We start from the raw sequence: 23,484 nt of genomic DNA, 5'->3' as shown, positions 1-23,484 counted from the left end.
TGTCCAGCCAGGCGCAGGAATCGGCGCAGGTAAGCCAGTCGCTGAACAAGCTGGCGAACCATCAGCAGGGGTTGATGGATCAGTTCCGCGTTTGAGTTCCGGGCCTGCCATCTGAGGAAGGCAGGCCGGTCACACCGTAGGGCGAATAACCTGGAACAGGTTATCCGCCGCTCAACCAGCGGCGGATAACGCTGGCGCGTTATGCGCCCTACAAAAGCACTTGCCGGGCTGTCCAATCCGCTCATCCAGATTGGCGGCTTTCGACATTGCCCGCGTTCGCGCACGGCGGGAACATCAGGGGACTCCAACAAGAACAACCCGGGAGTCCCAAGTGATGCGTTCCCATTCCGCCGCTGCTGGCGAATTCGATTACCGCGCCACCGCCGATGCCACCCTGGCCGGCAACCTCGACGCCCTCAACGCCTGTGTCGAATGCTGCGACCGCCACGCCATCCCTGGCCGCATTGCGCTGTTCTGGGAGGGCAAGGACGGCGACAGCGCCGCCTACACCTTCACTCAACTGAAAGAACTCTCAGGTCGCTTCGCCAGCTTCCTGCACAGCCTTGGCGTGCGCCCCGGCGATGTGGTGTCCGGCATGCTGCCGCGCACCCCGGAACTGCTGATCACCGTGCTCGGCACCTGGCGCCTGGGCGCGGTCTACCAGCCGCTGTTCACCGCCTTCGGGCCGAAAGCCATCGAGCATCGCGTGAAGCTGGCCGGCAGCAAGGTGGTCGTCACTGACGGAGCCAACCGCAGCAAGCTGGACGAAGTACCCGACGCGCCCATACAGGTGACCGTCGGCGGGCCGAAGGGGCAGGGCATCCGCCATGGCGACTACAGCTTCTGGGCCGAACTGGAACGCCACTCAGCGGACTTCGAACCTGTCCTGCGCAGCGGCGAGGACACCTTCCTGCTGATGTTCACCTCCGGTACCACCGGGCTGGCCAAGCCGCTGGCCGTGCCGCTGAAAGCCATCGTCGCCTTCGTTGGCTACATGCGCGACGCAGTGGGCCTGCGCGAGGAGGATTCGTTCTGGAACCTGGCCGATCCAGGCTGGGCATACGGCCTCTACTACGGCGTTACCGGGCCGCTGGCCATGGGGCATCCGATCACCTTCTACGAAGGCGCGTTCACGGTGGAGAGCACCTGCCGCATCGTGCGCAAGTATGCCATCACCAACCTGGCCGGCTCGCCTACCGCGTACCGCCTGTTGATCGCCGCTGGCGAGGCAGTGTCCAAACCGCTCAAGGGGCGCCTGCGCGCGGTAAGCAGCGCCGGCGAGCCGCTGACCCCGGAAGTGATCCGCTGGTTCGCCAGCGAACTGGGCGTGACCATCCACGACCATTACGGCCAGACCGAGCTGGGCATGGTGCTGGCGAACCACCACGAGCTGGAACATCCGGTGCACCTGGGCGCTGCCGGCTTCTCCATTCCCGGCCACCGCGTGGTGGTGCTGGACGAGCAGGGCAACGAGCTGCCCGCCGGCCAGCCCGGTGTCCTCGCCATGGACCGCAAGCGTTCGCCGATGATGTGGTTCGCCGGCTACCAGGGCATGCAGACCAAGTCCTTCGTCGGCGACTACTACCTGAGCGGCGATACCGTCGAGTTGAACGCTGACGGCAGCATCAGCTTCGTCGGCCGCGCCGATGACCTGATCACCACCTCCGGCTACCGCGTCGGCCCGTTCGACGTGGAAAGCGCGCTGATCGAACACCCGGCAGTGATCGAGGCGGCGGTCATCGGCAAGCCGGACCCGGAACGCACCGAACTGGTGAAAGCCTTCGTGGTGCTCTGCTCGTCCTACCGGCCGGGCGTGGAGCTGGCCGAGGAACTACAACAGTACGTGCGCAAGCGACTGTCGGCGCACAGCTACCCGCGGGAAGTGGAGTTCGTCGACGAACTGCCCAAGACCCCCAGCGGCAAGATCCAGCGCTTCCTCCTGCGCAACCAGGAGATCGCCAGGCAACGCGAAGCGGCCGAGAAAGCGGCAGCTCACTAAGTACAGCGGAGAGACTTCATGCAGATCCAGAACAAGGTATTCCTGATCACTGGCGGCGGCTCCGGCCTCGGCGCCGCCACGGCGAAACTGCTGGTGTCCGCAGGTGCCAAGGTAGTGCTGGCCGACATCAACGCCGAAGCCGGCGCGGCCCAGGCCGCCGAACTGGGCGAAGCCAATGCGCGTTTCATCCGCACCGACGTGTGCAGCGAGGCGGACGGCAAGGCCGCCGTGCAACTCGCCCTCGACGCCTTCGGCGCGCTGCATGGGCTGGCCAACTGCGCGGGCGTGGCCCCGGCGGAAAAGGTCATCGGGCGCAATGGCGTGCACGGGCTGGAAAGCTTCGCCCGCACCATCAACATCAACCTGATCGGCACCTTCAACATGCTGCGCCTGGCCGCTGAAGCCATGGCGCAGAATCAGCCCGATGCCGGCGGCGAGCGCGGCATCATCATCAACACCGCCTCGGTGGCGGCCTTCGACGGGCAGATCGGCCAGGCCGCGTATTCCGCCTCCAAGAGCGCCGTGGTCGGCATGACCCTGCCGATCGCCCGCGAACTGGCGCGCTCGGGCATTCGCGTGATGACCATTGCTCCCGGCATCTTCGAGACGCCGATGATGGCCGCCATGCCCCAGGAAGTCCGGGACTCCCTCGGCGCCAGCGTGCCGTTCCCGCCGCGCCTCGGTCGTCCCGACGAGTACGCCGCGCTGGCCCGGCACATCATCGAGAACAGCATGCTCAACGGCGAAGTGATCCGCCTCGACGGCGCCATCCGCATGGCCGCGAAGTAAGAGGAGACAGCTCATGAACGATCCCATCGTTATCGTCAGCGCCGCCCGTACGCCCATGGGCGGCTTCCTCGGCGACTTCAAGGACGTCACCGCCGCCACCCTCGGCGCGGCCGCGATCCGCGCGGCCGTCGAACGTGCCCGCCTGGGCGCCGAAGAGGTGGACGAAGCGGTACTCGGCTGCGTGCTCTCCGCCGGGCAGGGCCAGGCGCCGGCGCGCCAGGCAGTGCTGGGCGCGGGCCTGGCGCGCGGCACGCCGTGCTCCACGGTGAACAAGATGTGCGGCTCGGGCATGAAGGCCGCAATGATGGCCCATGACGCCATCCTCGCCGGCAGCGCCCGCGTGGCTTTGGCCGGCGGTATGGAGAGCATGTCCAACGCGCCGTACCTGCTGGAGCGCGCCCGCAGCGGCTACCGCATGGGCCACGGCAAGGTGCTTGACCACATGTTCCTCGACGGCCTCGAAGACGCCTACGACAAGGGCCGCCTGATGGGCACCTTCGCCGAGGACTGCGCCGAGAAATACGGCTTCACCCGCCAGCAACAGGACGACTACGCCATCGCTTCGCTGACCCGCGCGCAGAAGGCCATGAGCGAAGGCCGCTTCGCGGCGGAAATCGTCGCGGTGACCGTCAAGGCCGGCAAGGAAACCCGCGAAATCAGCCAGGACGAACAGCCGCCCAAGGCGCGCCCGGACAAGATTCCCACCCTGAAACCGGCGTTCCGCGACGGCGGTACCGTGACGGCGGCGAATGCCAGCTCCATCTCCGACGGCGCCGCCGCGCTGGTGCTGATGCGTCTGTCCGAAGCCGAGAAACGCGGCCTCACGCCGCTGGCCGCGATCCGTGGCCACGCGTCCTTCGCCGATGCGCCGAACCTGTTCCCGACCGCTCCGGTGGGCGCGGTGAACCGCCTGCTGCAACGCACCGGCTGGGCCATCGGTGATGTCGACCTGTTCGAGGTCAACGAAGCCTTCGCCGTGGTCGCCATGGCCGCCATGCGCGAGCTGGATATTCCTCACGACAAGCTCAACGTCCACGGCGGCGCCTGCGCCCTCGGCCACCCCATTGGTGCCTCTGGGGCGCGGGTGATCGTGACCCTGCTGTCGGCGCTCAAGCAGTACGACCTCAAGCGCGGTGTGGCCTCGGTGTGCATCGGCGGCGGCGAAGCCACGGCCATTGCGGTCGAGCGCCTGGCGTAAGGAGCCAACCATGATTCCCAGTGAAGAAGACATCCAGATCCGCGACGTTGCCCGACAGTTCGCCCAGGAGCGGCTGAAACCCTTCGCCGCCGACTGGGACCGTGAGCACCGTTTCCCCGCGGAAGCGATCAAGGAAATGGCCGACCTCGGCTTCCTCGGCATGCTGGTGGCGGAGGAGTGGGGCGGTGCGCAGACCGGCCACCTGGCCTACGCCATGGCGCTGGAAGAGATCGCCGCCGGCGACGGCGCCTGCTCGACCATCATGAGCGTGCACAACTCGGTGGGCTGCATGCCCATCGCCAAGTTCGGCAACGACGAGCAGAAGCGCCAGTTCCTCGTGCCCCAGGCGCGTGGCGAAATGATTGGCGCCTTTGCCCTGACCGAACCGCAGGCCGGCTCCGACGCCAGCTTCCTCAAGACCCGCGCGCGCCGCGACGGCGAGCATTACGTGCTGAACGGCAGCAAGCAGTTCATCACCTCCGGCAGCCATGCCGGCGTGGTGATCGTCTTCGCAGTGACCGATGCGGCGGCGGGCAAGAAGGGTATCAGCGCCTTCATCGTGCCGACCGATACGCCCGGCTACCGCGTGGTGCGTGTCGAGGACAAGCTCGGCCAGCATGCCTCGGACACCTGCCAGATCGCGTTCGACGATGTGCGCATCCCCGCCAGCTACCGGCTGGGCGAGGAGGGGCAGGGCTACGCCATTGCCCTGGCGAACCTGGAAGGCGGGCGCATCGGCATCGCTTCGCAAGCCGTCGGCATGGCCCGCGCCGCGTTCGAGTACGCCCGCGACTACGCCCACGAGCGCGAAACCTTCGGCAAGCCGATCATCCAGCACCAGGCGGTGGCCTTCCGCTTAAGCGACATGGCCACCGAGATAGCCGTGGCGCGGCAGATGGTCCACCACGCCGCCAGCCTGCGCGAAGCTGGCCTGCCGTGCCTGACCGAGGCCTCCATGGCCAAGCTGTTCGCCTCGGAAATGGCCGAGCGCGTGTGCTCCGCAGCGATCCAGACCCTCGGCGGTTACGGTTATCTGCAGGACTACCCGGTAGAGCGCATCTACCGCGACGTGCGCGTATGCCAGATCTACGAAGGCACCAGCGACGTGCAGCGGCTGGTGATCGCGCGGAGTCTGTAAAGGGTTCGCCGGCAGACCCCGGCCTGTTCGTTGGACAGGCACTTCGGCAGGGCGGGGTCTGCAGGTGGCTTGTCGAACCTGACGCCTTTGCTTTCTGTAGGAGCGAGCTCGCTCGCGAACCGCCCAACCGTCGAGTTACCGGCGAGCAATGTCTGCGAGCAACCTCGCTTCTGCAATGTGCTACGCAGGATGGCGTGGAGCGAAGCGATACCCATCAATGGGCATCGCCCCAGACATCAGGCGCGCTCCGCCGCCTCGCGCGCTTCGCGTGCGGTCACCTGCTGGCACAACTCGATGATCTGCTCGCGCATCCAGCGGTTGGCCGGGTCCTGGTCGGTGCTTTCGTGCCAGTACAGGTGGGTTTCCAGCTTGGGCACGTCATTCACCGGCAGGTCGACGAAGTGCAGGCCGTGGTGGCGGGCGAAGCGCTCGGGCACGGTGACCACCATGTCGGTCTGCTGCACCACGGTGGACGCCATCAGGTAGTGCTGCGAACGCAGGGCGATCTTGCGTTGCAGGCCCATCTTGCCCAGCGACAAGTCGACGTAGCCCAGGCCGCTGCGGCGGCTGGAAATCTGGATGTGCGCCACCGACAGGTACTCCTCCAGCGTCACCTTGTCCTTGGCCAGTGCATGGCCCTGGCGCATGGCGCAGACGTAGCGGTCTTCCATCAGTTTGACGTGGCGCACCTGCGGGTCGGTGTTCAGCGGCGCGTCCACGGCGAAGTCCAGGCGCCCGGCGGCCAGCTCCTTGGTGGTTTCGCGGCGCTTGGAGAGGAAGCTCTCGATGTGCACATTTGGTGCCTGGCGGCGCAGGCGCTGGAACAGCGGTGGCAGGACGATGGCCTCGGTGAGGTCGGTCATGCTGATGCGGTAGGTCTTGTTCGCCTGGGTCGGGGTGAAGGTACGGCTTTCCTGCACCGACACGCGCAGCAGCTGCAGCGCGTTGCGCACCGGCCCGATGATGTTCTGCGCCATGGGCGTGGGCACCATGCCTTGCGCGGTGCGCACGAACAGCGGGTCGTTGAAGGTTTCGCGCAGGCGGGCGAGGGCGTTGGAGACGGCGGGCTGGGTGATTCCGACTATCTGTCCGGCGCGGGTCAGGTTGGCTTCGGTGTAGATCGCGTCGAAGACGATGAACAGGTTCAGATCGACCTTGCTGAGGTTCATTCCAGGGCTCCGCTTGTCATTGTTTTGGCCCGATCATACCCGAACCTGCGCCCAGGTCCATATGGGTTATGAATGTTCATCGATTCGGATAATAGGCTGGGTAAATCCTTCCCGCTGTTCTAGCATCACTCCACACAAACAACCGCCGCCAGAAGGTTAGCCCCCATGGATTTCGCTTATTCCGCCAAGGTTCAGGACCTGCGTGAGCGCCTCACCGCGTTCATGGAAGCCAACGTCTATCCCGCCGAAAAGGTGTTCGAGGAGCAAGTGGCCCAGGGTGACCGCTGGCAGCCCACGCAAATCATGGAAGACCTCAAGGCCAAGGCGAAAGCCGAAGGCCTGTGGAACCTGTTCCTGCCCGAGTCCGAGCTGGGCGCTGGCCTGACCAACATGGAATACGCACCGCTGGCCGAGATCATGGGGCGCTCGCTGATCGGCTCCGAACCGTTCAACTGTGCAGCTCCCGACACCGGCAACATGGAAGTGCTGGTGCGCTACGGCTCCGAAGAGCACAAGCGCACCTGGCTGGAGCCGCTGCTGCGTGGCGAGATCCGCTCGGCCTTCGCCATGACCGAGCCGGGTGTGGCTTCTTCCGACGCCACCAACATGCAGGCCAACGCCGTGCGCGATGGCGACGAGTGGGTCATCAACGGCCGCAAGTGGTGGACCTCCGGCGCCTGCGATCCGCGCTGCAAGATCATGATCTTCATGGGCCTGACCAATCCGGACGCGCCGCGTCACCAGCAGCACTCGATGATCCTGGTGCCCACTGACGCCCCCGGCGTGAAGATCCTCCGTCCGCTGCCGGTATTCGGCTACGACGACGCTCCGCACGGCCACGCCGAAGTGCTGTTCGAGAACGTCCGCGTGCCCTACGAGAACGTCCTGCTCGGCGAAGGCCGCGGCTTCGAGATCGCCCAGGGCCGCCTCGGCCCAGGCCGCATCCACCACTGCATGCGCTCCATCGGCATGGCCGAGCGCGCGCTGGAACTGATGTGCAAGCGCTCCGTCAGTCGCACCGCCTTCGGCAAGCCGCTGGCACGCCTGGGTGGCAACATCGACCACATCGCCAACTCGCGCATCGAGATCAACCAGGCGCGCCTGCTGACCCTCAATGCCGCATACATGATGGACAAGGCCGGCAACAAGTTTGCCCAGAGCGAGATTGCCCAGATCAAGGTCGTCGCGCCCAACGTCGCCCTGCAGGTGATCGACCGCGCCATCCAGATGCACGGTGGCGCCGGCGTCTCCAATGACTTCCCCCTGGCCTACTGGTACGCCATGCAGCGCACCCTGCGCCTGGCCGACGGCCCGGACGAGGTGCACCGTGCGGCCATCGGCAAATACGAGATCGGCAAGTACGTGCCGCGTGACGCGCTGCGTAGTAGCCACTGATCGTTAGTCCCAATGAAAAGGCCCGCTGATGCGGGCCTTTTCATTGGTGGGTCATGGCGCTTTCGTAGGAGCGGACTCCGTCCGCGATGTGCATCAGGCTGGCTCCGAGCTGCCGGAAACCTGTCGCGGAGAAAGTCCGCGCTTTCAGGCGCCGGTCGGGCCCGACTGACAAAGCACAAGGCCAGCTTGCGCTGGCCTTGTTCATTCATTGCAGGGGAGAGGGTTCGGGCCCGTCGGTCTTCGCTCGCTGCTCGATCAACCATTCCCGCCGCGTGTGCAATTGGGCGGCGAAGGCCCGCGCAGCGGCCTCGTGGGGAAAGCGCAGCGCGCGACGACCGAGACGGACCTGCCAATAGGCCCGGCCGCGAAACTCAACGGCTTCGATCCTCACCTCCAGCGCTTGCATGGATCCTCTCCTGGCTGACGATTTCCAGCGGTTCCTCGCTGGTCCGGCGCGTCTTGAGCAAGGATAGCAGTATGCCACCCGCCAAAAGGCCGAAGGTTACGCCAAGGGACAGGGCGGCGGGAACCTTGCCGATGAATCCATGCAGGAAAATCTTCGTGCCGATGAACACCAGGACCAGCGCCAGGGCGTACTTGAGGTACACGAAACGATGGATCATCGCCGCCAGCGAGAAGTACAGGGCGCGCAGGCCGAGGATGGCGAAGATGTTCGAGGTGTAGACGATGAACGGGTCCTGGGTGATGGCGAAGATCGCCGGCACGCTGTCGACGGCGAACACCAGGTCGGCCAGTTCGATCAGGATCAGCGCCAGGAACAGCGGTGTGGCGTAGCGCACCAGCTTGCCCGAGGCGTCCGGCATCTTCACGAAGAAGTGGTGCTCGTGAAGGGTGTCGGTCATGCGGATACGCTTGCGCAGGAACTTCAGCACCGGGTTGTTGGCCAGGTCCGGCTCGGCGTCATGCTTGGCGAACAGCATCTTCACGCCGCTGAACAGCAGGAAGGCGCCGAACACATACATGATCCACTCGAATTCCTTCACCAGCGCGGCGCCCAGGCCGATCATCAGCGCACGCATGACGATGGCGCCGAGAATGCCCCAGAACAGGACCTGGTGCTGGTAACGGCGAGGGATGCCGAAGAAGCCGAAGATCATCGCCATGACGAACACGTTGTCCATCGATAGCGACTGTTCGACGAGGAAACCGGTGTAGTACTCCACCGCGCTGGTGGCACCGAACTCGTACCAGACCCAGCCACCGAAGGCCAGGCCGCAGGCGAAGTAGCCGGCGGAAAGCATCAGGCTCTCGCGCACGCCGATCTCATGGTGATCGCGTTGCAGGACACCCAGGTCGAGTACGAGGAGAAGAATCACGATGGCCAGGAAGGCCAGCCAGAACCAGGTGGCGGTTCCGAGGAATGGTTCGGTCAAAAAGGCGTGCAGAGCTGTCATTTGGCCCCTCCCTTAGTGTCGTTGTCGAAAAGTGACTCCGACATGGCGGTTGGCAACCGTCAGAGGGGCCCGGCGTCACTGGCGGGAAAATAGCAGAGCGCCCGGCAGAGACAAGCGAAGGAACGTAACAAGTTCCTACAGCATTTCCAGACCAGGCGATCAGCTTCCTTCAAACAGTCTAGACGTTGAGCGCCAGAGGGGTCAGTAGACCCAGACTTCGACGCGGCGATTCTTCACCCGGCCGTCGTTATCGCTGTTGGCTGCCACCGGAAGGGCATCGCCCATCCCGCTGATCTCGCGGAACATCACGCCTTCCTTGGCCAGTTCACGGCGCACGGCCATGGCGCGCAGCTTGGATAGCAGTTCGGCGCGCGCCGGGTCCTGCTTGGGATCGCCGAAGCCGACCAGCACCGCCTGCTTGTTCATCTTGCCGGCCTGCTGAAGGTAGGCGAGCAGACGGTCGATATCGCGCTGTGCCTTGTTGTCCAGGGTTGCACTGCCTTCGCGGAAACGGAAGTTCACCGACAGGCGCTCGGCGTCTCGCGCCAGGGCCTGATAGTTCTCCGGCATGCTGGCACGCGGTGCCATCTTCACTGCCTGTACACGCTGGCCGACGAAGCCGCTGGCGCTGACCAGGGCCTGGCCCTTGTCACCCTGGGCGAACTGCAGCAGGGCGCGGGCCCAGCGGTTCGGCTCTTCGGGCTTCATGTAGAGGAACAGACGGCGCGACAGTGGGTAGTCCTCGGTGGCGATCAGCGTGGTCGATGGCGGCATGGCCTGGGAGTCGCCGTCGGCAATGCGCAGCGCCTTGGCATGCTGGACGGACGACAGGCCGACGAAGCCAATGCCCTGCGGGTCCTTGCTCACTTCGGCGGACAACTGGTCGCTGGATTCGAAACGCTGGACACCACTGGCCAGCGCCTTGCCGTGACTCGCGAGGACAAGCTCCTTGAAGGTATCGAAGGTGCCGGAGTTGTCGTCGCGGGAATACAGGCGAATGGCACCGCCGCGCCCGCCAATCTCTTCCCAGGTTTTCACCTCGCCGGAAAAGATCTTCGCCAGCGTATCGGTGGTCAGTTCATCCAGTGGGTTGGCTGCGTTGACGATGATCGCCAGGCCATCGATGCCGATCACCTGTTCGGCCTTGGCGCTGCGCAGGTTGCCCGATGCCGAGAGGCCTGCGACTTCGGCGTCCTTGATCGGGCGCGAGGCGGCTGCCAGCTCGGCACTGTTGTCCTTCAGGGCGACGAAGCCAGTGCTGGAACCGTGGGCGGCCAGGTCGACGATGGCCTCCTTGCCGTCCTGGGTGCGACCGATGATTCGCTGTTCGTTCTCCGCCTTGCCCGGCTTGGCAGTGACGTCGCTGTAGCCCTCGCTGACCAGCAGGCCTTTCACCAGCTCCGGCAGCAGGTGTGCGCCGATGGTGTTGGAACCCTGGATGCGCAGCACCGGCTCGCCGCCCTGGGACGAGGGCAGGGCGGCGAATGCCGACCAGGGGAATGCGTAGCAGATGAAGGCGATGGTGAGCCAGGCGATGGTCACGGGCCAGGGTTGGGCATCGCTGGGGCTCGACTTGTACTGCATGGGTCAACTTCCATTTGAGGCATCGTTGGCGCGGCAGATTAAGTCGGAATCATTGCATCGATATGACGCTTCGCTGCGGCGCAGAGCGTTTGTCGCTGCCTTCGGATATGACTGGTGGGTTGTCGGATGTTTCCGATTTCGGCTCCGTGCCGGCAGGGCTATACAGCTCCCTCAGTACGGGCATGCCGGAGAACAAAATGGACGAGATTCTCGATTTTTCGTCGCTTCTGATGAAGCTGGTCCTCATCCTGCTGGTGGCGCTGATGGCTGCAACTTTGCTGGTGGCACCTGAATCGATGTTGGAAAGCGCGTCTTCGACGCTGTGGCTGGTCGCCCCGTTGTTTGTCCTGACGACGGTACTCGACCTGATTGGTGCTGTGCGCGGGAACTCGCCAGGCAGCCTCACTCCGAAACCGTCGCACGATTTCCCCCGCAGTTGATGGCCTGCCGTCGCGAGACGGAAACAACGCAGTTCCAATGAACGGGTGATGGGAAAATTCTTCCGGCTCATCAGGATTGCCTGATAACGCCAGTTTTCCGGCCAAGCGAAACTTGCGCGGTTTTAACATCCCCGCCGGAAATGAATCATGACTCAGTCCAGTAGTGCACCAACGCCGGTTGGCCCCGAGCATCCTGTAAAGCTGATTTCCCTGGCTGTACACAGCGCTTCTGCCAATCACTGGGGGCGCCCGTGGCGCCGGCGGACATTGAGTGTGATGTATCCGCGGGAGTTGACCTTCAAGGGCATCAGGCTGTCGACCCAACAAATGCAGTCATGGTTGAACCTGCTGGCAAGGGCCGGGGTATTTAAACGGCGCAAGGCCGAACCTGCAGGTAGCCGTCAGAGCGAGGCCGCGAAGCAGGCTCCGCCGCCAGTAGAGACGCCGCAGGCCGGTTCGGCGTTGGCAGACCTGGCCTTTGAGTGGAGTTCGGAGATGATTCCGGATTTCGCACAGTTCGCCCGGTTGTCGCGATTGAAGAGAGAGCAGGAACGGGCCGCCATTGATGGCAGCGAGGACCTGTCTGGTTCCGCTGGTGATCAGGAACTGCTCGATGGCCTGCCCAGTGACGCAGACGCGATTCTCAGCGGCGCCTCGATGGATGCCGTGCCGTCAGAAGTTCTGGATGCGGACTTCCTGGATCCCACGAATAGCGCGGTACAGCAGGGTGAAAAGGTCGGAGAGGCCGAGCCCGCACAACACGCGGAAGGCACTGCTGCAGAGCCGGTCGCGCCGCAGGGTTCCGAAGGCTCCGTGACGGGCGGATTGCAAGTCGTGGAGTCGCCGTCTGCTGCCGACGATGACTCCACACCAGTCTCAGAGCCGGTTTCGATGCAATCAACAATTGGAATCGAGCCTGCTGATTCGGTTGCTTCCACTGAGGTGGAGAGCATCGAGAGCATTGCGGCTGACGCGTCGAAACAGGTTGTTGACGATGAGTCGACAGCAATCGAACCGTCCAAGTCGCTCCTGCCGGAACAGGAGGCCGCCACCGAGCGCCAACCTGCTATTACCGCGGTACACGAGCCCACCGTAGCAGAGCCTGTCGCGTCGACGTCTGAACCAACCGCAACTCCGGTCTGGCAGGACTCCGAAAAAGCGGCCAGCGTCCCTTCTGTTGAGACCGTACTACTCGCTTCGGTCGAGCAGGCCGAGCCAGATGTCCCGGGGACTCTGGAGCCGGCCAAGACTCAGCAATCCGAAACCGCTGCCCACGAAGGGAGCGCAGTGTACGAGCCTTCTCTCGAATGCCAGCCGACAGAGGTGTCGGTGGGTGTCGATCTTGCTGAGCAGATCGACGACGAGCATCTCGAGCTTTTGCTGCCTTTGCAGGATTCGAGCGAGCCTTCCGAGATTCCGGTCGTCGAGGCGATTAGTGCCGATATTCCGAATGAGCTCGAACAGCAGGAATTCGTCGAGCACAGAGTCGGGCAGATGGAAAAGTCCCCTGAACCGGATGATGTCCAGGCCTCCCTGCACGAGGGGGCGATGGATGTCGAACCGTTGTTGATCCATGTGGTGGAACCAATCGCATCACTCGAACCGGAGGTGGCGACCAGCATCCTTGCCGAGGATCTGGAGCCGCTGGAGGAAGCTGCTCCTGCCGTGCAAGTGGCGGCGGAGTCTGCCGAGCTTTTCGAACCGGAACGAGACGTGCCGGTGGAAACCTTAATTTTCCAGGAGGCCCTGGCCTCGGGAAGTCAGTCCGAGCACTTGATGGCGGAGCCCGGCGTTTCCGATTCCAGCACTGCTCATGCCGAAGTGGCCCTGGAGCCGATCATCGCAAGCCTTGAGGACGCGCTGGCAACGCTGGCGGTTTCCGACCCCACTCACGACCAGATCTACAGCCAGCCGCGAGGCCGCATCGGCGAAAGGTCGGAATTTGTGGGCATTGGTTCGATTGATGTCGCGACGGCGAGATACACCCAGTCAACCGTGTCTCTTGCGGCTCCCGCAGTCGAGGCCAAGCCATTGGCTGACAACTACCTTGAGGCGGCGGTGCTTCAGGGGATATTTATCCATAAGGAAACTGAAATGACCCATGTGCACAATGAGATGGCTGAGGCAGATGTGCAGGAAACGGCTGCCCCAGTAACCTCGGTGGAATTGCAGGAGGTGTCGGCTGTGCTGAATGTGCCTCAGCTCGAGGCCGATCCGGAAGATGTCCTGTCTGACGTCCAGAGTACCCTCAACTCCCTCGCTGGCATGGCCCAGGGGCTCACCCAGCAGAAGCAGGCCGCCGGCCGCTTGCAGGAAGAGCTGGAGCACTGGAACAACCAGTTGCAGGAGCGCGAACGCCTCGCGGCTGACAAGGAAGAGCGTCTGCAGCAACTGGAGAACCACCTCAAGGAGGCCAAGACCAATCTGGATCGCATGGCTGCCGAAAACAATCGCCTGCTGGCTGAGCGCAGCGAAGCACTCAAGGAATTGGCCCAGACAGTCGATATGCGCGACAAGACTACTCTCAAGCGTGCCGAGTCCATCCAACTGGAGCAACAGCGCATTGATGAGCACTCGGCCAGCCTGCGTGGCCGTGCGAGCGAGTTGGATGAGCGTGAAAGCGCACTCAAGCGCAAGACCGATGAACTGGCGGTTAGGCTCAAGCAGTTGCAGAGCGCCAAGGATAAATTCAGCACCATCGTCAAGAGCTTCAACGAGACGGTGCAGTTCAACAGCACCTTGTCTGCCATTTCCAAGACGGTTACCGAGTGACCTGTCCGGCCGGTGGGGCGGAAGCCCTACCGGCTGAGATGCTGTTGCAGCGGGTGCGCTGTCGCATAGGGCGTTGTCGAGACCGGGATTGGTCCGTTTACGCGTATTTGACAGCCACGGGTTCCGGTGCCCCAGCCATTCAATGACATTCTGCGGGAACGACTGCGACGGCATCTTCTGTCGATACGCCACGTCGTACCCAGCCCGTAGGGCCTTCGCTGCAAGGAGGAACATGGCCCGCGTAGTTCTCATCGAACCGTTGCGGCGTGACTTCATCGCACTTCGCCGGTTTCTGCTGGATCACGGTCATCAGTGTGATGTGCATTTCAAGTTTGCACGTCAAGCCTTGATTGGCCTGGATATCAGTAACTGCGACCTCCTGGTGGTGACCCTGGAGTTGCCGGACATTCATGGCATGGAGCTGGTCACCATGCTCCGGCGAGATGGTCGACTCAAGCCCACTACACCGGTGCTGGTCTGTTCCAGCCTGGGTTCGCCCCTGAATATTCAACGGGCGATTCGCATCGGCGTGTCGGGATTTCTGCTGATGGACGACCGTCCGACCCTGATCGGCCGAGCTGTCGACGCCGTTCTTGCGGGCGGGAAGATATTTCCCGAGCACGGGCATCTGCCGCTGGACCGTGATCCCCGATTGGAGTCCGCGCTGGCTCTTCCCACCCACCTGGTGGCTGTTCTCTATGGCTTGCGCAGGGGGCGCTCTGTCGCGGCACTGGCGGATGTCCTGGCATTGTCAGGGGCGAGCATCGGCCAGCACAGGAGACAACTGATGCGGAAACTGTCGGCCACGACCCTGGAGGAGCTATTCAGCATAAGCGAGCAGATCGGCCTGCTCTAAACGCATTGGTTCGCTCGAGCTATCTGCCGCTTCCTGAGTCCGGTGGTCGCATTGTCGTAGGAATGCGTCGAATGATTCGGCGGTCTTGCATAGTTTTCCTTCGTCTATGCAGGAATGTACTGACATCCACGTCGACGTTGGGCTGTGAGAATCCTCCCCGCAACCTGTCCTGATCTCACGCTATCAACGTAGAGCGGGACAGCCCATCGGCTCATCCAGTTGGCCCGATTGCCGCTGCTTTCGAAGCGGCATCACCACCAGGTTCCTGGCCTTGTTCGAAGAGTCGAGCGAGCTGCCGGGACGGTGAGGCTGACTACCCTCAGGGTAGGACGTTTCATGACTTCAGATGCGAAGCGGTACGAAGGAGATCAGGAAGAGGGCTTGTCTGTCATGACCGCCACTCAGCCGTCTGCGCTGGAAACCGCATTTCTTTCCCCAGCTATCGAGGAGGATCTGTCCGGGCTCCTGACTCCTCAACCAGCCCCCATTGAAGGCCTGGTTCGCCCCGCTGTTTCGGTGGGGTATATCCCGATCCGTGTTAACGCTCCGACTGGGGCTGGGGAGCCCGCTGATCCTCGTTCCGTGAAGGCTTTCGAAAACCTGGAGCGGGATCTCGACGATCTCGCCACGGTCTGCTCGGGTCTGAGCCCTGTGGAGCCCGGTTGCGCCGGTTCAATCGAGCCCTTGGCGATCACTGCCGACGAAGCGTCTGCCTGCTCGGTGGTCGATGAAGCCGAAGCTGGCGCCATTCTGCTCGATTCGCTCCAGATACCGGCAAATAGGTATGACGCCGAATGCAATGTGGCTGACGTAGCGATCGTTTCGCCCGCCGATCGGCCGGCCTTCCACTTTTCCAACGAGGAATCCTCCACCATGAATGCCCAAGCCCAACCCGCTGGCTCCGGAGTCGCAAATGCCCAGGCGTCCGTGGAGTCTGCTGTGAGTGTGCGTCAATCGTCCACCCTTGAAACCGACGGCGTCCTGCACGATGTGCAGTCCACGCTCGATTCCCTGGCGGGTATGGCCCATGGCTTGTCGCAGCAGAAGCTGGAGATCGTGAAAATGCGCGAGGCGCTCGAGGAGCGTCGTCTGGCGGCGCTTGAGCGTGAGCGTCAGTTGGTTGAGCGAGAGGAACGCCTGAGCCAGCAGGAGCAGCGGTTGCAGGAAGAGAAGCACGGCATCGAACGTATCGCCGAGCACAACGCCGCTGTACTCGCGGAGCGCAGCAGCGCGCTGCAGACGCTTGCGGAAACAGTCGACAGCCGTGATCGTGCGACGACCAAACGCGCCGAGGTACTGAGCCAGGAGCAGCAAAGTATCGACCGTCAGTTGAATCAGTTGCGCGCTCGGGTGCAGGAGCTGGATGACCGCGAGGTGGGGCTGCAACGCCAGGGCGCGGAACTGTCAGATCGCTTCAAGCAACTGCTCGATGCCAAGGAGCGCTTTGGCGCCATCGTCAAGGGATTCAACGAAACCGTACGCTTCAATACGACCTACAGCGCTATCAGCAAGACTGTCGGAGCCGGCGCGGAAGAGGCCTGAGCCCGAAGCCGAGCCCAGGAATGATAAAGCCCGGCACTGGCCGGGCTTTATCATTCAGGGTGTCACTTCAGCTGTAGCCAGATCGGCGCATGGTCCGAGGGCTTTTCCATACCGCGGATATCGTAGTCCACACCGGTATCGGCAATGCGCCCGCGCAGTGCCTCTGAGGCAAGGATGACATCGATGCGCAGGCCGCGCTTGGGGGTGTCCTCGAAGCCGCGACTGCGATAGTCGAACCAGCTGAAGCGGTCGTCCACGCTCGGGTTCTGCAGGCGGAAGCTGTCCACCAGGCCCCAGCCCTTGAGGCGCGCCAACCATTCACGTTCTTCCGGCAGGAAGCTGCACTTGCCGGTCTTCAGCCAGCGCTTGCGATTCTCTTCGCCAATACCGATGTCGCAGTCTTCCGGCGAGATATTGATGTCGCCCATCACGATCAGTTGCTGGTCGGGCTGGAAGCGGGTTTCCAGCAGGTCCTGGAGGTCGGCGTAGAAGCGCTGTTTGGCCGGGAACTTCACCGGATGATCACGGCTCTCGCCCTGCGGGAAGTAGCCGTTCATCACGGTGATCAACTGGCCCTGGGCGTCCTTGAAGGTGCCCCAGATGAAGCGGCGCTGGGACTCCTCGCCGTCGTTGGGGAAGCCGCGCTGCAGTTCCAGCGGCTCCTGGCGGGAGAGCAGGGCGACACCGTAGTGGCCTTTCTGCCCGTGGTAATGCACGTGGTAGCCGAGGGCTTCGATTTCCTCGCGGGGGAACTGTTCGTCGGCGACCTTGGTTTCCTGCAGGCCGATCACGTCCGGCTGGTGGCGTTCGATGATCGCCTGGAGCTGGTGGGGACGTGCGCGCAAACCGTTGATATTGAAAGAGACGATTTTCATCCTGGGCGCCCTGGCAAAAGCACGATGCTAGCCCAGGTGGACGGACCCTGGCGACCCCGGCGAGGCGCTGCTAGGGTTTTGTGGCTGGACTCATAACCATAAGAAGAACTCACAAGAAGAGGCGTCCGCATGCCTGATACCCTCGCCGAAGTCCGTCTGCTGGACGGTAGCTACAGCCGTGAAGTCCGCTCGCTGCTTTATCACGCCTATCGTCACGAACCCACCTTTGCCTACCTGTTCGAGTCCGACCGAGCCGGTTTCGATCAGCGTGTGCGGGCGACTGTCCGTGAGCTGGTCAACCAGCATTTTGTCGAGGAGTTGCCGGCCATCGGCCTGCTGATCGACGATCGCCTGGTGGGCGTGGCGCTGGTTGTTCCGCCACAACGTCGCCTGGATGTCACGGAAAGCTGGTTCTGGCGTATGCGCATGCTGCTGACCACCGGCCTGGGCTGCACCCGGCGCTATCTGGACTACCACGCTGCCGTGATTGGCTGCCTGCCGCCGGGGCCATACCACATCCTGCCGCTGATTGGCGTGCACCCGGAGTTCCAGGGCAAGCACCTGGGCGAACAGCTTCTCGACGCGCTGCATACCTGGTGCGCCGAGGATGGTGGCTCGCAAGGGCTGGTGCTGGATACGGGTAACGCACGGTACCTGGAGTTCTATCGGCGCCACGGCTACGAGGAACTCGGCGAAGTCGCTCTGGGACCGATCCGCGAGCATGTCCTGTTCCATCCGAATGCCGGGCGCGAGGCGGCAAAGGCATCTGCGGGATAGGCCGGCGGTCAGTCGCTCAGACGTTTCCTACGCTCTAGGGTGAGGCATCGCGGGGAAAACCCGTGCTAGCATTTCGCGCCATGAGAGTTGTCCAAGGATTGCTTGGGCTGCTGCTGGTAATGGCCTTCTGCTTGCAGAGGGCGCTGGCGGTCGAAGCCCATCTCGACGTTCGTGTCACCCCCGCCAACGCTGCGCTCAAGGCCAATATCGAGGCCTATGTGGGCAGCCTTGGCGAGCGTGATCAGGCGGCCCTGCAAAGATTCCGGCGCAATGCCGTGGAGCAGGCGCAGAAGGCCGCCCAGGCTTTGGGTTACTACCAGGCGCGGATCCGTGGCCGGGTGACCGATGACAAGGTGCCCACGCTGCGGATCAATGTGCGGCCAGGTGAGCCCGTGCACCTGCGTACTGTGACGGTGCGAGTCGACGGGCCGGCCGCCAAGCTCAAGAGCTTCCGCGTTCCCGGCGGGGATTCCCTGAAGCCTGGCGCGCAGCTCAACCACGGCGCCTACGAGGACGCCAAGCGGCTGATCCAGAACCAGGCTTCGCGCTTCGGTTTCTTCCGCGGGCAGTTCACCCAGCAGCAGTTGCGCATCGACCCCGAGGCAGGTGTGGCGGATATCGAGCTGGTCTACGCCAGCGGGCCGCGCTACCGGCTGGGCAAGGTCGACTTCGCGGGCGATTTCCCCTTCGACGAGGACCTGCTGCAGCGCATGGTGCCGTTCAAGGAAGGCAGCGACTACGATTCCGAGCAGATCGCCGATCTCAACCAGGCTCTGCAATCCAGCGGCTATTTCGATGGCGTGCGGGTCGACGCTGCACCGACCAATGCTGATGGCGAGGTGGTGCCGGTGCACGTTCACCTGGAAGCGCGCAAGCCGCGCACCATGGGGCTTGGCCTCGGCTTCTCGACGGACGTGGGGCCGCGCGCTCGGGCGACCTGGACCCGCCACTGGGTTAACCCGCAGGGCCATAGCCTGGGCTTTGAGGCGGAAGTCTCGGCGCCCCGGCAGAACGTCGGCGCCTGGTACGAGATCCCGCTGGACCCGCCACTCACCGACAAGCTGCGCTTCACCAGCGGCTACCAGTACGAAGACCTGGTGGATACCGAGAGCAAGCTGCTCACGCTCGGTGGCGAGTGGCACCACAAACTCGACAGCGGCTGGCAGCGGGTCGTCTCGCTGAACTGGCAGCGCGAGGAGTACAAGCTGGGTGACGATTCGGGGCTGAGCAGCTTCCTGATGCCGGGGATCGGCTACTCGATCCTCGAAGCCGACAACAAGATCGACCCCGGCAAGGGCTACCGTCTGCAGTTCGAAGTGAAGGGCGCCAAGGAAGGTCTGCTGGCGGACGCCGACGTGGCGCACATCAACGCCATGGCCAAGGGCGTGACCAGTTTCTGGGGAGGGCAGCGCTTGCTCGGACGCATCCAGGTCGGCGGCATCGCGACCAATGACTACAGCGCGATCCCGCCGTCGCTGCGCTTTTTCGCCGGTGGCGACCAGAGCGTGCGTGGCTACGACTACCAGACGCTGTCGCCGAAGAATTCCGATGGCGACCGCATTGGCGGCCGCTACATGGTCGCCGGCAGCGTCGAGTACCAGTACCCCGTCGCCGAGCGCTGGCGCATCGCCGCCTTCGTCGACCAGGGCAACTCCTTCAACTCGCTGGACTTCCCCTCGATCAAGACTGGCGTCGGTATCGGCATCCGCTGGATTTCCCCGGTCGGCCCGTTGCGCCTGGACCTCGCCGACGGCCTGGATGAGGACGGCGGCATCCGCCTGCACTTCTCCATGGGGCCTGAGTTGTGAGTCGCGTGGGCTGGATGCGCGCGCTGCGCTGGAGCCTGGGCGGCCTGCTCGGGCTGATTCTGCTGCTGATTATCGCCGTGGCTGCCTTGCTCGGCACTCCAGCCGGCAGCCGTGCGGTGTTGAGCTGGGTGCCGGGCCTGAACGTGGAAGGATTCGACGGTCGCCTCGCCGGCGGTTTCAGCGCCAAGCGCCTGGAATGGAGCGATGGTGCAACGCATCTGGTGCTCGATCAGCCACAGATCGACTGGTCGCCCGCCTGCCTGCTGCGCATGACCCTGTGCTTGCACAAGGTGGTGGCCAACGAAGTGCTGCTGACCCTGCCGCCAAGCGAGCCGAGCGAGTCCTCCGGCCCAATCGAGCTACCCGACCTGAGCCTGCCGCTGTCTCTGGAGCTGGGCGATATCCGTATTGGCCGCTTCCTGCTGGATGGCCAGGAACAGCTGCGCGACGCTGAACTGGCGGCGCACTGGGACCGTGAAGGCCTGCATATCGATTCGGTAAAGCTCGCCCGCGATGGCCTGAACCTGTCGCTCAAGGGCTTGCTGAAACCCACGCAGGGCTGGCCGCTTGAAGCCGAGGGCAGTCTCGGCCTGCCGGCGTCGGGCGAGCAACCCTGGACCCTGCGACTGCAGGCCAGTGGCGAGCTGATGGGCCACCTGAAGTTGCAGGCGCGGAGCAGTGGCTATCTGAACGGCACCCTGGAAGGTGACCTGCAACCGCTGGCGGAGAACCTGCCGGCCACCGCACTGGTGACTGCCGACGGCTTCAAGGCGGACGCTTCGCTGCCCGATACCCTGACGCTGAACCAACTGCGCCTGAACGCCAGCGGCAATCTCAAGGATGGCTACCAACTGGCCGGCGCTGCCGTGCTGCCTGCCGAGGAAAGCCCGGTGGTACTGACGCTGCGCGGCCGTGTCGACGCCCAGGGCGCGGATATCGCCGCGCTGGACCTGAGTGCCGCTAAAGACCAGCGCGTGGCGCTGACCGGCCGGCTCGACTGGAAGGATGCCTTCGCTGCCAACGCTCAGCTCGACTGGCTCGACTTCCCCTGGCGCCGCCTGTATCCGGCCATCGAGGAGCCGCCGGTGAGCGTGCATACCTTCAAGGCCGAAGTGAGCTACAGCGAGGGTGCCTACCTGGGCAACTTCGATGGTGCCTTCAAGGGGCCTGCCGGCGACTTCACCCTGGCCAGCCCGGTGTCGGGCAACCTCTCGGAAGTCTTCCTGCCGTCGCTGAAACTGGTGGCGGGTCAGGGCAAGGCCGAAGGACACCTGAAGGTCGGCTTCGCCGACGCGGTTACCTGGGATGCGGCCCTCGACCTGTCTGACCTCGACCCGGCCTACTGGCTGGAGGAGATGCCCGGTCGCCTCGGCGGGCCGCTGCGCAGCAAGGGCTCGCTCAAGGGCGAGGCGTTGAACCTTGATGCCAACCTCGACCTGCAGGGGCGCTTGCGCGGCCAGCCAGCCATTTTCAAGGCAAATGCCGTGGCGGCCGGTCAGGCGTGGAAGGTCGATGGACTGACGCTGCAACTGGGCGACAACCGCATCAGCGGGCAAGCTGCGCTGGACCAGCGGTTGTCCGGCCGCCTGGATATCGCGCTGAATCGCCTGGGCCAGTTGTGGCCGCAATTGTTCGGCAAGGTCAGCGGCCAGCTCGATCTTGCCGGCACGCTGCAGGCGCCGCAGGGGCAGCTCAAGCTTGACGGCCAGCGCGTCGCCTACGCCGACCAGGGTCTGCGCACGCTGGACCTGACCGCTTCCCTGGATGCCGCCCAGCGCGGCCGGGTCAACCTGACGGCCCAGGGCCTGCGCAGCGGCGATACGGATTTCGGCGTGCTCAAGCTGGACGGCAGCGGCGATCTCAAGCGCCAGCAGCTTGCCCTGAACCTGCAGGGCAAGCCGGTGGTGCTCGACCTCGGCCTGGATGGCGACTGGAACGGCAAGGACTGGCGCGGACGCCTCGCGAAAGGCGATATACAGAGCGGCGGACAGGACTGGCGCTTGCAGCAGCCGGCGCGCCTGGAGCGTCTGGCGGACGGGCGCATCAACCTTGGCGCCCATTGCTGGGCCTCCGGCCCGGCCAGCCTGTGCATGGAAGACCAGCGCCTGATGCCCGACCCGCGCCTGCGCATGCACCTGCGCGAGTTCCCGCTGGACAGCCTGGCGCGCTGGCTGCCGGAAGACTTTGCCTGGAAGGGCAAGCTCGACGGCGACGTGCAGCTCGACCTGCCTGGTAGCGGGCCGAACGGTTCGATCCTGATCAATGCCAATAACGGCACCCTGCGCATCAAGGAGCAGGAGGAGTGGGTCGACTTCCCCTACCAGCGCCTGCAGCTGGAAAGTCGCCTGACGCCACGGCGCATCGACACCAACCTGCAGTTCCAGGGCGACAAGCTCGGCAGCCTGCAGGCCCAGGTCCAGCTCGATCCGCGCCCGAAGAACAAGCCGGTCAACGGCACCTTCAGCCTCAATGGCCTGGATATCTCCCTGGCCCGGCCGTTCGCGCCCATGGTGGAAACCCTGAAAGGCCATCTCAATGGCAGCGGGCAGATTTCCGGCGGCCTGCTGGCGCCCCGGGTGGACGGCGAACTGCGCCTGAGTGACAGCGAAATCTCCGGTGGCGATCTGCCGACGCGCTTCGAGCAGCTGCAGGTCACCGCGCGGATCGCCGGCGAGCAGGTCGACCTGAGTGGTGACTGGAAGGCGGGCGAGAACGGCAACGGCAGCCTGTCCGGGCGCATCGCCTGGGCAAGTGGCCTGGATGTCGACGTGAAGCTGCGCGGCAATCGTTTGCCGGTCACCGTGGAGCCTTACGCTAACCTTGAGGTGGAACCGGACCTCAGCGTGCAGATGGCGGGTGAGAAGCTCGCGGTTTCCGGTTCGGTGCAGGTGCCGCGCGGCGCCATCACCATTCGCCAGTTGCCGCCGTCCACGGTCAAGGTCTCCGACGACACCGTGATCGTCGGCGCGAAGCAGGAACCCAAGAGCGCCCTGGCGCTGAACATGGACATCGACGTCAAGGTTGGCAGCGACAAGCTGACCTTCAGCGGCTTCGGCCTGAATGCCGAACTGGCCGGCCAGGTGCATATCGGCGACAACATGGACACCCGCGGCGAGCTGCGCCTGAACAACGGCCGCTACCGCGCCTACGGTCAGAAGCTGACCATCCGCCGTGCGCGGCTGCTGTTCGCCGGGCCTATCGACCAGCCGTTCCTCGATGTCGAAGCGATCCGCAAGGTCGACGACGTGGTTGCCGGCCTGCGCCTGACCGGCAATGCCGAGCAGCCGCGCAGCGAGGTGTTCTCCGAGCCCGCCATGAGCCAGCAGCAGGCGCTGTCCTACCTGGTGCTGGGGCGGCCGATGTCCAGCGGTGAAGACAGCAACATGCTGGGCGAAGCTGCCCTGGCGCTCGGCCTGGCGGGCAGTGCGCCATTGACCGGCGAGGTGGCGCAGAAGCTGGGTATCCAGGACTTCCAGCTGGACACCGAGGGCACCGGCAACAGCACCAGCGTGGTCGCCAGCGGCCAGCTCTCCGACCGTCTCAGCCTGCGGTATGGCGTGGGCGTATTCGAGCCGGCCAACACCATCGCGCTGCGCTACCTGCTGAGCAAGAAGGTCTACCTGGAGGCCGCCAGCGGCCTGGCCAGTTCGCTGGACATCTTCTACAAGCGCGACTTCTGAGTGCAGTCGGCAGCGTTGCTGCCGACTTGTCTTCTCCCGCGTCCTGC

General features: G+C 64.1%; 18 protein-coding genes. 13 read left to right on the top strand and 5 right to left on the bottom strand.

Annotation, left to right across the window (positions count from 1 at the left end; genetic code table 11):
- The 5 genes from A6723_RS32705 to A6723_RS20215 all read left to right on the top strand — a co-directional run.
- On the top strand, window positions 1-95 hold a 95-nt coding region (locus tag A6723_RS32705), incomplete at its 5' end, for a hypothetical protein (protein WP_371914068.1).
- Window positions 96-334: 239 nt separating this feature from the next.
- Window positions 335-1,999 (top strand): acyl-CoA synthetase, encoded by a 1,665-nt coding sequence (locus tag A6723_RS20230; RefSeq protein WP_054907901.1) that lies wholly within the window; start codon window positions 335-337, stop codon window positions 1,997-1,999.
- 18 nt (window positions 2,000-2,017) lie between these two features.
- On the top strand, window positions 2,018-2,788 hold the full coding sequence (locus A6723_RS20225; protein WP_054907902.1) for a 3-hydroxyacyl-CoA dehydrogenase: 771 nt from the start codon (window positions 2,018-2,020) through the stop codon (window positions 2,786-2,788).
- A 13-nt stretch (window positions 2,789-2,801) separates the two neighbouring features.
- Complete coding sequence (locus A6723_RS20220; RefSeq protein ID WP_054907903.1) at window positions 2,802-3,986, top strand: acetyl-CoA C-acyltransferase; 1,185 nt, start codon at window positions 2,802-2,804, stop codon at window positions 3,984-3,986.
- A gap of 10 nt (window positions 3,987-3,996) precedes the next feature.
- Window positions 3,997-5,124 carry an acyl-CoA dehydrogenase family protein gene (locus tag A6723_RS20215; protein ID WP_054907904.1) on the top strand — a complete coding sequence of 376 codons (1,128 nt, stop codon included), beginning with the start codon at window positions 3,997-3,999 and terminating at the stop codon, window positions 5,122-5,124.
- A gap of 236 nt (window positions 5,125-5,360) precedes the next feature.
- Here the strand turns inward: A6723_RS20215 and A6723_RS20210 are convergent, their stop codons facing one another.
- Window positions 5,361-6,293 (bottom strand): LysR family transcriptional regulator, encoded by a 933-nt coding sequence (locus A6723_RS20210; RefSeq protein WP_024765514.1) that lies wholly within the window; start codon window positions 6,291-6,293, stop codon window positions 5,361-5,363.
- Between the two features lie 165 nt (window positions 6,294-6,458).
- On the opposite strand from A6723_RS20210, the gene A6723_RS20205 reads away from it, so the two are divergent.
- Window positions 6,459-7,688, top strand: coding sequence for an acyl-CoA dehydrogenase (locus A6723_RS20205; RefSeq protein ID WP_054907905.1), 1,230 nt, complete (start codon window positions 6,459-6,461; stop codon window positions 7,686-7,688).
- A 205-nt stretch (window positions 7,689-7,893) separates the two neighbouring features.
- Here A6723_RS20205 and A6723_RS20200 read toward each other — a convergent pair whose 3' ends face one another.
- The 3 genes from A6723_RS20200 to A6723_RS20190 form a co-directional block, all read right to left on the bottom strand.
- Entirely contained in the window at window positions 7,894-8,094 is a 201-nt protein-coding gene (locus A6723_RS20200; protein ID WP_054907906.1) for a hypothetical protein, read from the bottom strand.
- Window positions 8,060-9,103: a TerC family protein gene (locus tag A6723_RS20195; protein WP_054907907.1), complete on the bottom strand. Its 1,044-nt coding sequence runs from the start codon at window positions 9,101-9,103 to the stop codon at window positions 8,060-8,062. Before A6723_RS20195 ends, A6723_RS20200 begins: the two co-directional genes overlap by 35 nt.
- Before the next feature lie 201 nt (window positions 9,104-9,304).
- Window positions 9,305-10,687, bottom strand: a complete 1,383-nt coding sequence (locus A6723_RS20190; RefSeq protein ID WP_054907908.1) for a substrate-binding domain-containing protein — start codon at window positions 10,685-10,687, stop codon at window positions 9,305-9,307.
- A 197-nt stretch (window positions 10,688-10,884) separates the two neighbouring features.
- Here A6723_RS20190 and A6723_RS20185 point away from each other — a divergent pair, with 197 nt between their 5' ends.
- From A6723_RS20185 to A6723_RS20170, 4 genes are all read left to right on the top strand, one after another.
- Window positions 10,885-11,127: a hypothetical protein gene (locus A6723_RS20185; RefSeq protein WP_054907968.1), complete on the top strand. Its 243-nt coding sequence runs from the start codon at window positions 10,885-10,887 to the stop codon at window positions 11,125-11,127.
- A 147-nt stretch (window positions 11,128-11,274) separates the two neighbouring features.
- Complete coding sequence (locus A6723_RS20180; RefSeq protein WP_139093024.1) at window positions 11,275-13,899, top strand: hypothetical protein; 2,625 nt, start codon at window positions 11,275-11,277, stop codon at window positions 13,897-13,899.
- 232 nt (window positions 13,900-14,131) lie between these two features.
- The gene (locus A6723_RS20175) at window positions 14,132-14,755 is read left to right on the top strand and encodes a response regulator transcription factor (protein ID WP_054907910.1); all 624 of its coding nucleotides are present in this window, start codon (window positions 14,132-14,134) and stop codon (window positions 14,753-14,755) included.
- Between the two features lie 336 nt (window positions 14,756-15,091).
- Entirely contained in the window at window positions 15,092-16,297 is a 1,206-nt protein-coding gene (locus A6723_RS20170) for a hypothetical protein (protein ID WP_065348199.1), read from the top strand.
- Window positions 16,298-16,359: 62 nt separating this feature from the next.
- Here A6723_RS20170 and xthA read toward each other — a convergent pair whose 3' ends face one another.
- On the bottom strand, window positions 16,360-17,172 hold the full coding sequence (gene xthA / locus A6723_RS20165) for an exodeoxyribonuclease III (protein WP_054907912.1): 813 nt from the start codon (window positions 17,170-17,172) through the stop codon (window positions 16,360-16,362).
- A gap of 129 nt (window positions 17,173-17,301) precedes the next feature.
- Here xthA and A6723_RS20160 point away from each other — a divergent pair, with 129 nt between their 5' ends.
- The 3 genes from A6723_RS20160 (at window position 17,302) to A6723_RS20150 (ending at window position 23,437) form a co-directional block, all read left to right on the top strand.
- Window positions 17,302-17,949, top strand: a complete 648-nt coding sequence (locus A6723_RS20160) for an N-acetyltransferase (RefSeq protein ID WP_054907913.1) — start codon at window positions 17,302-17,304, stop codon at window positions 17,947-17,949.
- A gap of 80 nt (window positions 17,950-18,029) precedes the next feature.
- Window positions 18,030-19,757 (top strand): autotransporter assembly complex family protein, encoded by a 1,728-nt coding sequence (locus A6723_RS20155; RefSeq protein ID WP_054907914.1) that lies wholly within the window; start codon window positions 18,030-18,032, stop codon window positions 19,755-19,757.
- A 14-nt stretch (window positions 19,758-19,771) separates the two neighbouring features.
- Window positions 19,772-23,437, top strand: coding sequence for a translocation/assembly module TamB domain-containing protein (locus tag A6723_RS20150; protein WP_054907969.1), 3,666 nt, complete (start codon window positions 19,772-19,774; stop codon window positions 23,435-23,437).
- Window positions 23,438-23,484 lie beyond the last annotated feature (47 nt).

The sequence above is a fragment of the Pseudomonas sp. AU11447 genome, from assembly GCF_001672555.2.
GTDB classification, from domain to species: Bacteria; Pseudomonadota; Gammaproteobacteria; order Pseudomonadales; family Pseudomonadaceae; genus Pseudomonas; species Pseudomonas nitroreducens.
The sequence above is the reverse complement of the archived record's forward strand: the minus strand, read 5'-3'. Positions and strand labels throughout refer to the sequence as shown.

What these genes read in the sequence shown, in the direction of transcription:
- A6723_RS20230 (WP_054907901.1), top strand. Translation starts at nt 335, where the DNA reads ATGCGTTCCCATTCCGCCGCTGCTGGCGAATTCGATTACCGCGCCACC.
- A6723_RS20225 (WP_054907902.1), top strand. Translation starts at nt 2,018, where the DNA reads ATGCAGATCCAGAACAAGGTATTCCTGATCACTGGCGGCGGCTCCGGC.
- A6723_RS20220 (WP_054907903.1), top strand. Translation starts at nt 2,802, where the DNA reads ATGAACGATCCCATCGTTATCGTCAGCGCCGCCCGTACGCCCATGGGC.
- A6723_RS20215 (WP_054907904.1), top strand. Translation starts at nt 3,997, where the DNA reads ATGATTCCCAGTGAAGAAGACATCCAGATCCGCGACGTTGCCCGACAG.
- A6723_RS20210 (WP_024765514.1), bottom strand. Translation starts at nt 6,293, where the DNA reads ATGAACCTCAGCAAGGTCGATCTGAACCTGTTCATCGTCTTCGACGCG.
- A6723_RS20205 (WP_054907905.1), top strand. Translation starts at nt 6,459, where the DNA reads ATGGATTTCGCTTATTCCGCCAAGGTTCAGGACCTGCGTGAGCGCCTC.
- A6723_RS20200 (WP_054907906.1), bottom strand. Translation starts at nt 8,094, where the DNA reads ATGCAAGCGCTGGAGGTGAGGATCGAAGCCGTTGAGTTTCGCGGCCGG.
- A6723_RS20195 (WP_054907907.1), bottom strand. Translation starts at nt 9,103, where the DNA reads ATGACAGCTCTGCACGCCTTTTTGACCGAACCATTCCTCGGAACCGCC.
- A6723_RS20190 (WP_054907908.1), bottom strand. Translation starts at nt 10,687, where the DNA reads ATGCAGTACAAGTCGAGCCCCAGCGATGCCCAACCCTGGCCCGTGACC.
- A6723_RS20185 (WP_054907968.1), top strand. Translation starts at nt 10,885, where the DNA reads ATGGACGAGATTCTCGATTTTTCGTCGCTTCTGATGAAGCTGGTCCTC.
- A6723_RS20180 (WP_139093024.1), top strand. Translation starts at nt 11,275, where the DNA reads ATGACTCAGTCCAGTAGTGCACCAACGCCGGTTGGCCCCGAGCATCCT.
- A6723_RS20175 (WP_054907910.1), top strand. Translation starts at nt 14,132, where the DNA reads ATGGCCCGCGTAGTTCTCATCGAACCGTTGCGGCGTGACTTCATCGCA.
- A6723_RS20170 (WP_065348199.1), top strand. Translation starts at nt 15,092, where the DNA reads ATGACTTCAGATGCGAAGCGGTACGAAGGAGATCAGGAAGAGGGCTTG.
- xthA (WP_054907912.1), bottom strand. Translation starts at nt 17,172, where the DNA reads ATGAAAATCGTCTCTTTCAATATCAACGGTTTGCGCGCACGTCCCCAC.
- A6723_RS20160 (WP_054907913.1), top strand. Translation starts at nt 17,302, where the DNA reads ATGCCTGATACCCTCGCCGAAGTCCGTCTGCTGGACGGTAGCTACAGC.
- A6723_RS20155 (WP_054907914.1), top strand. Translation starts at nt 18,030, where the DNA reads ATGAGAGTTGTCCAAGGATTGCTTGGGCTGCTGCTGGTAATGGCCTTC.
- A6723_RS20150 (WP_054907969.1), top strand. Translation starts at nt 19,772, where the DNA reads ATGCGCGCGCTGCGCTGGAGCCTGGGCGGCCTGCTCGGGCTGATTCTG.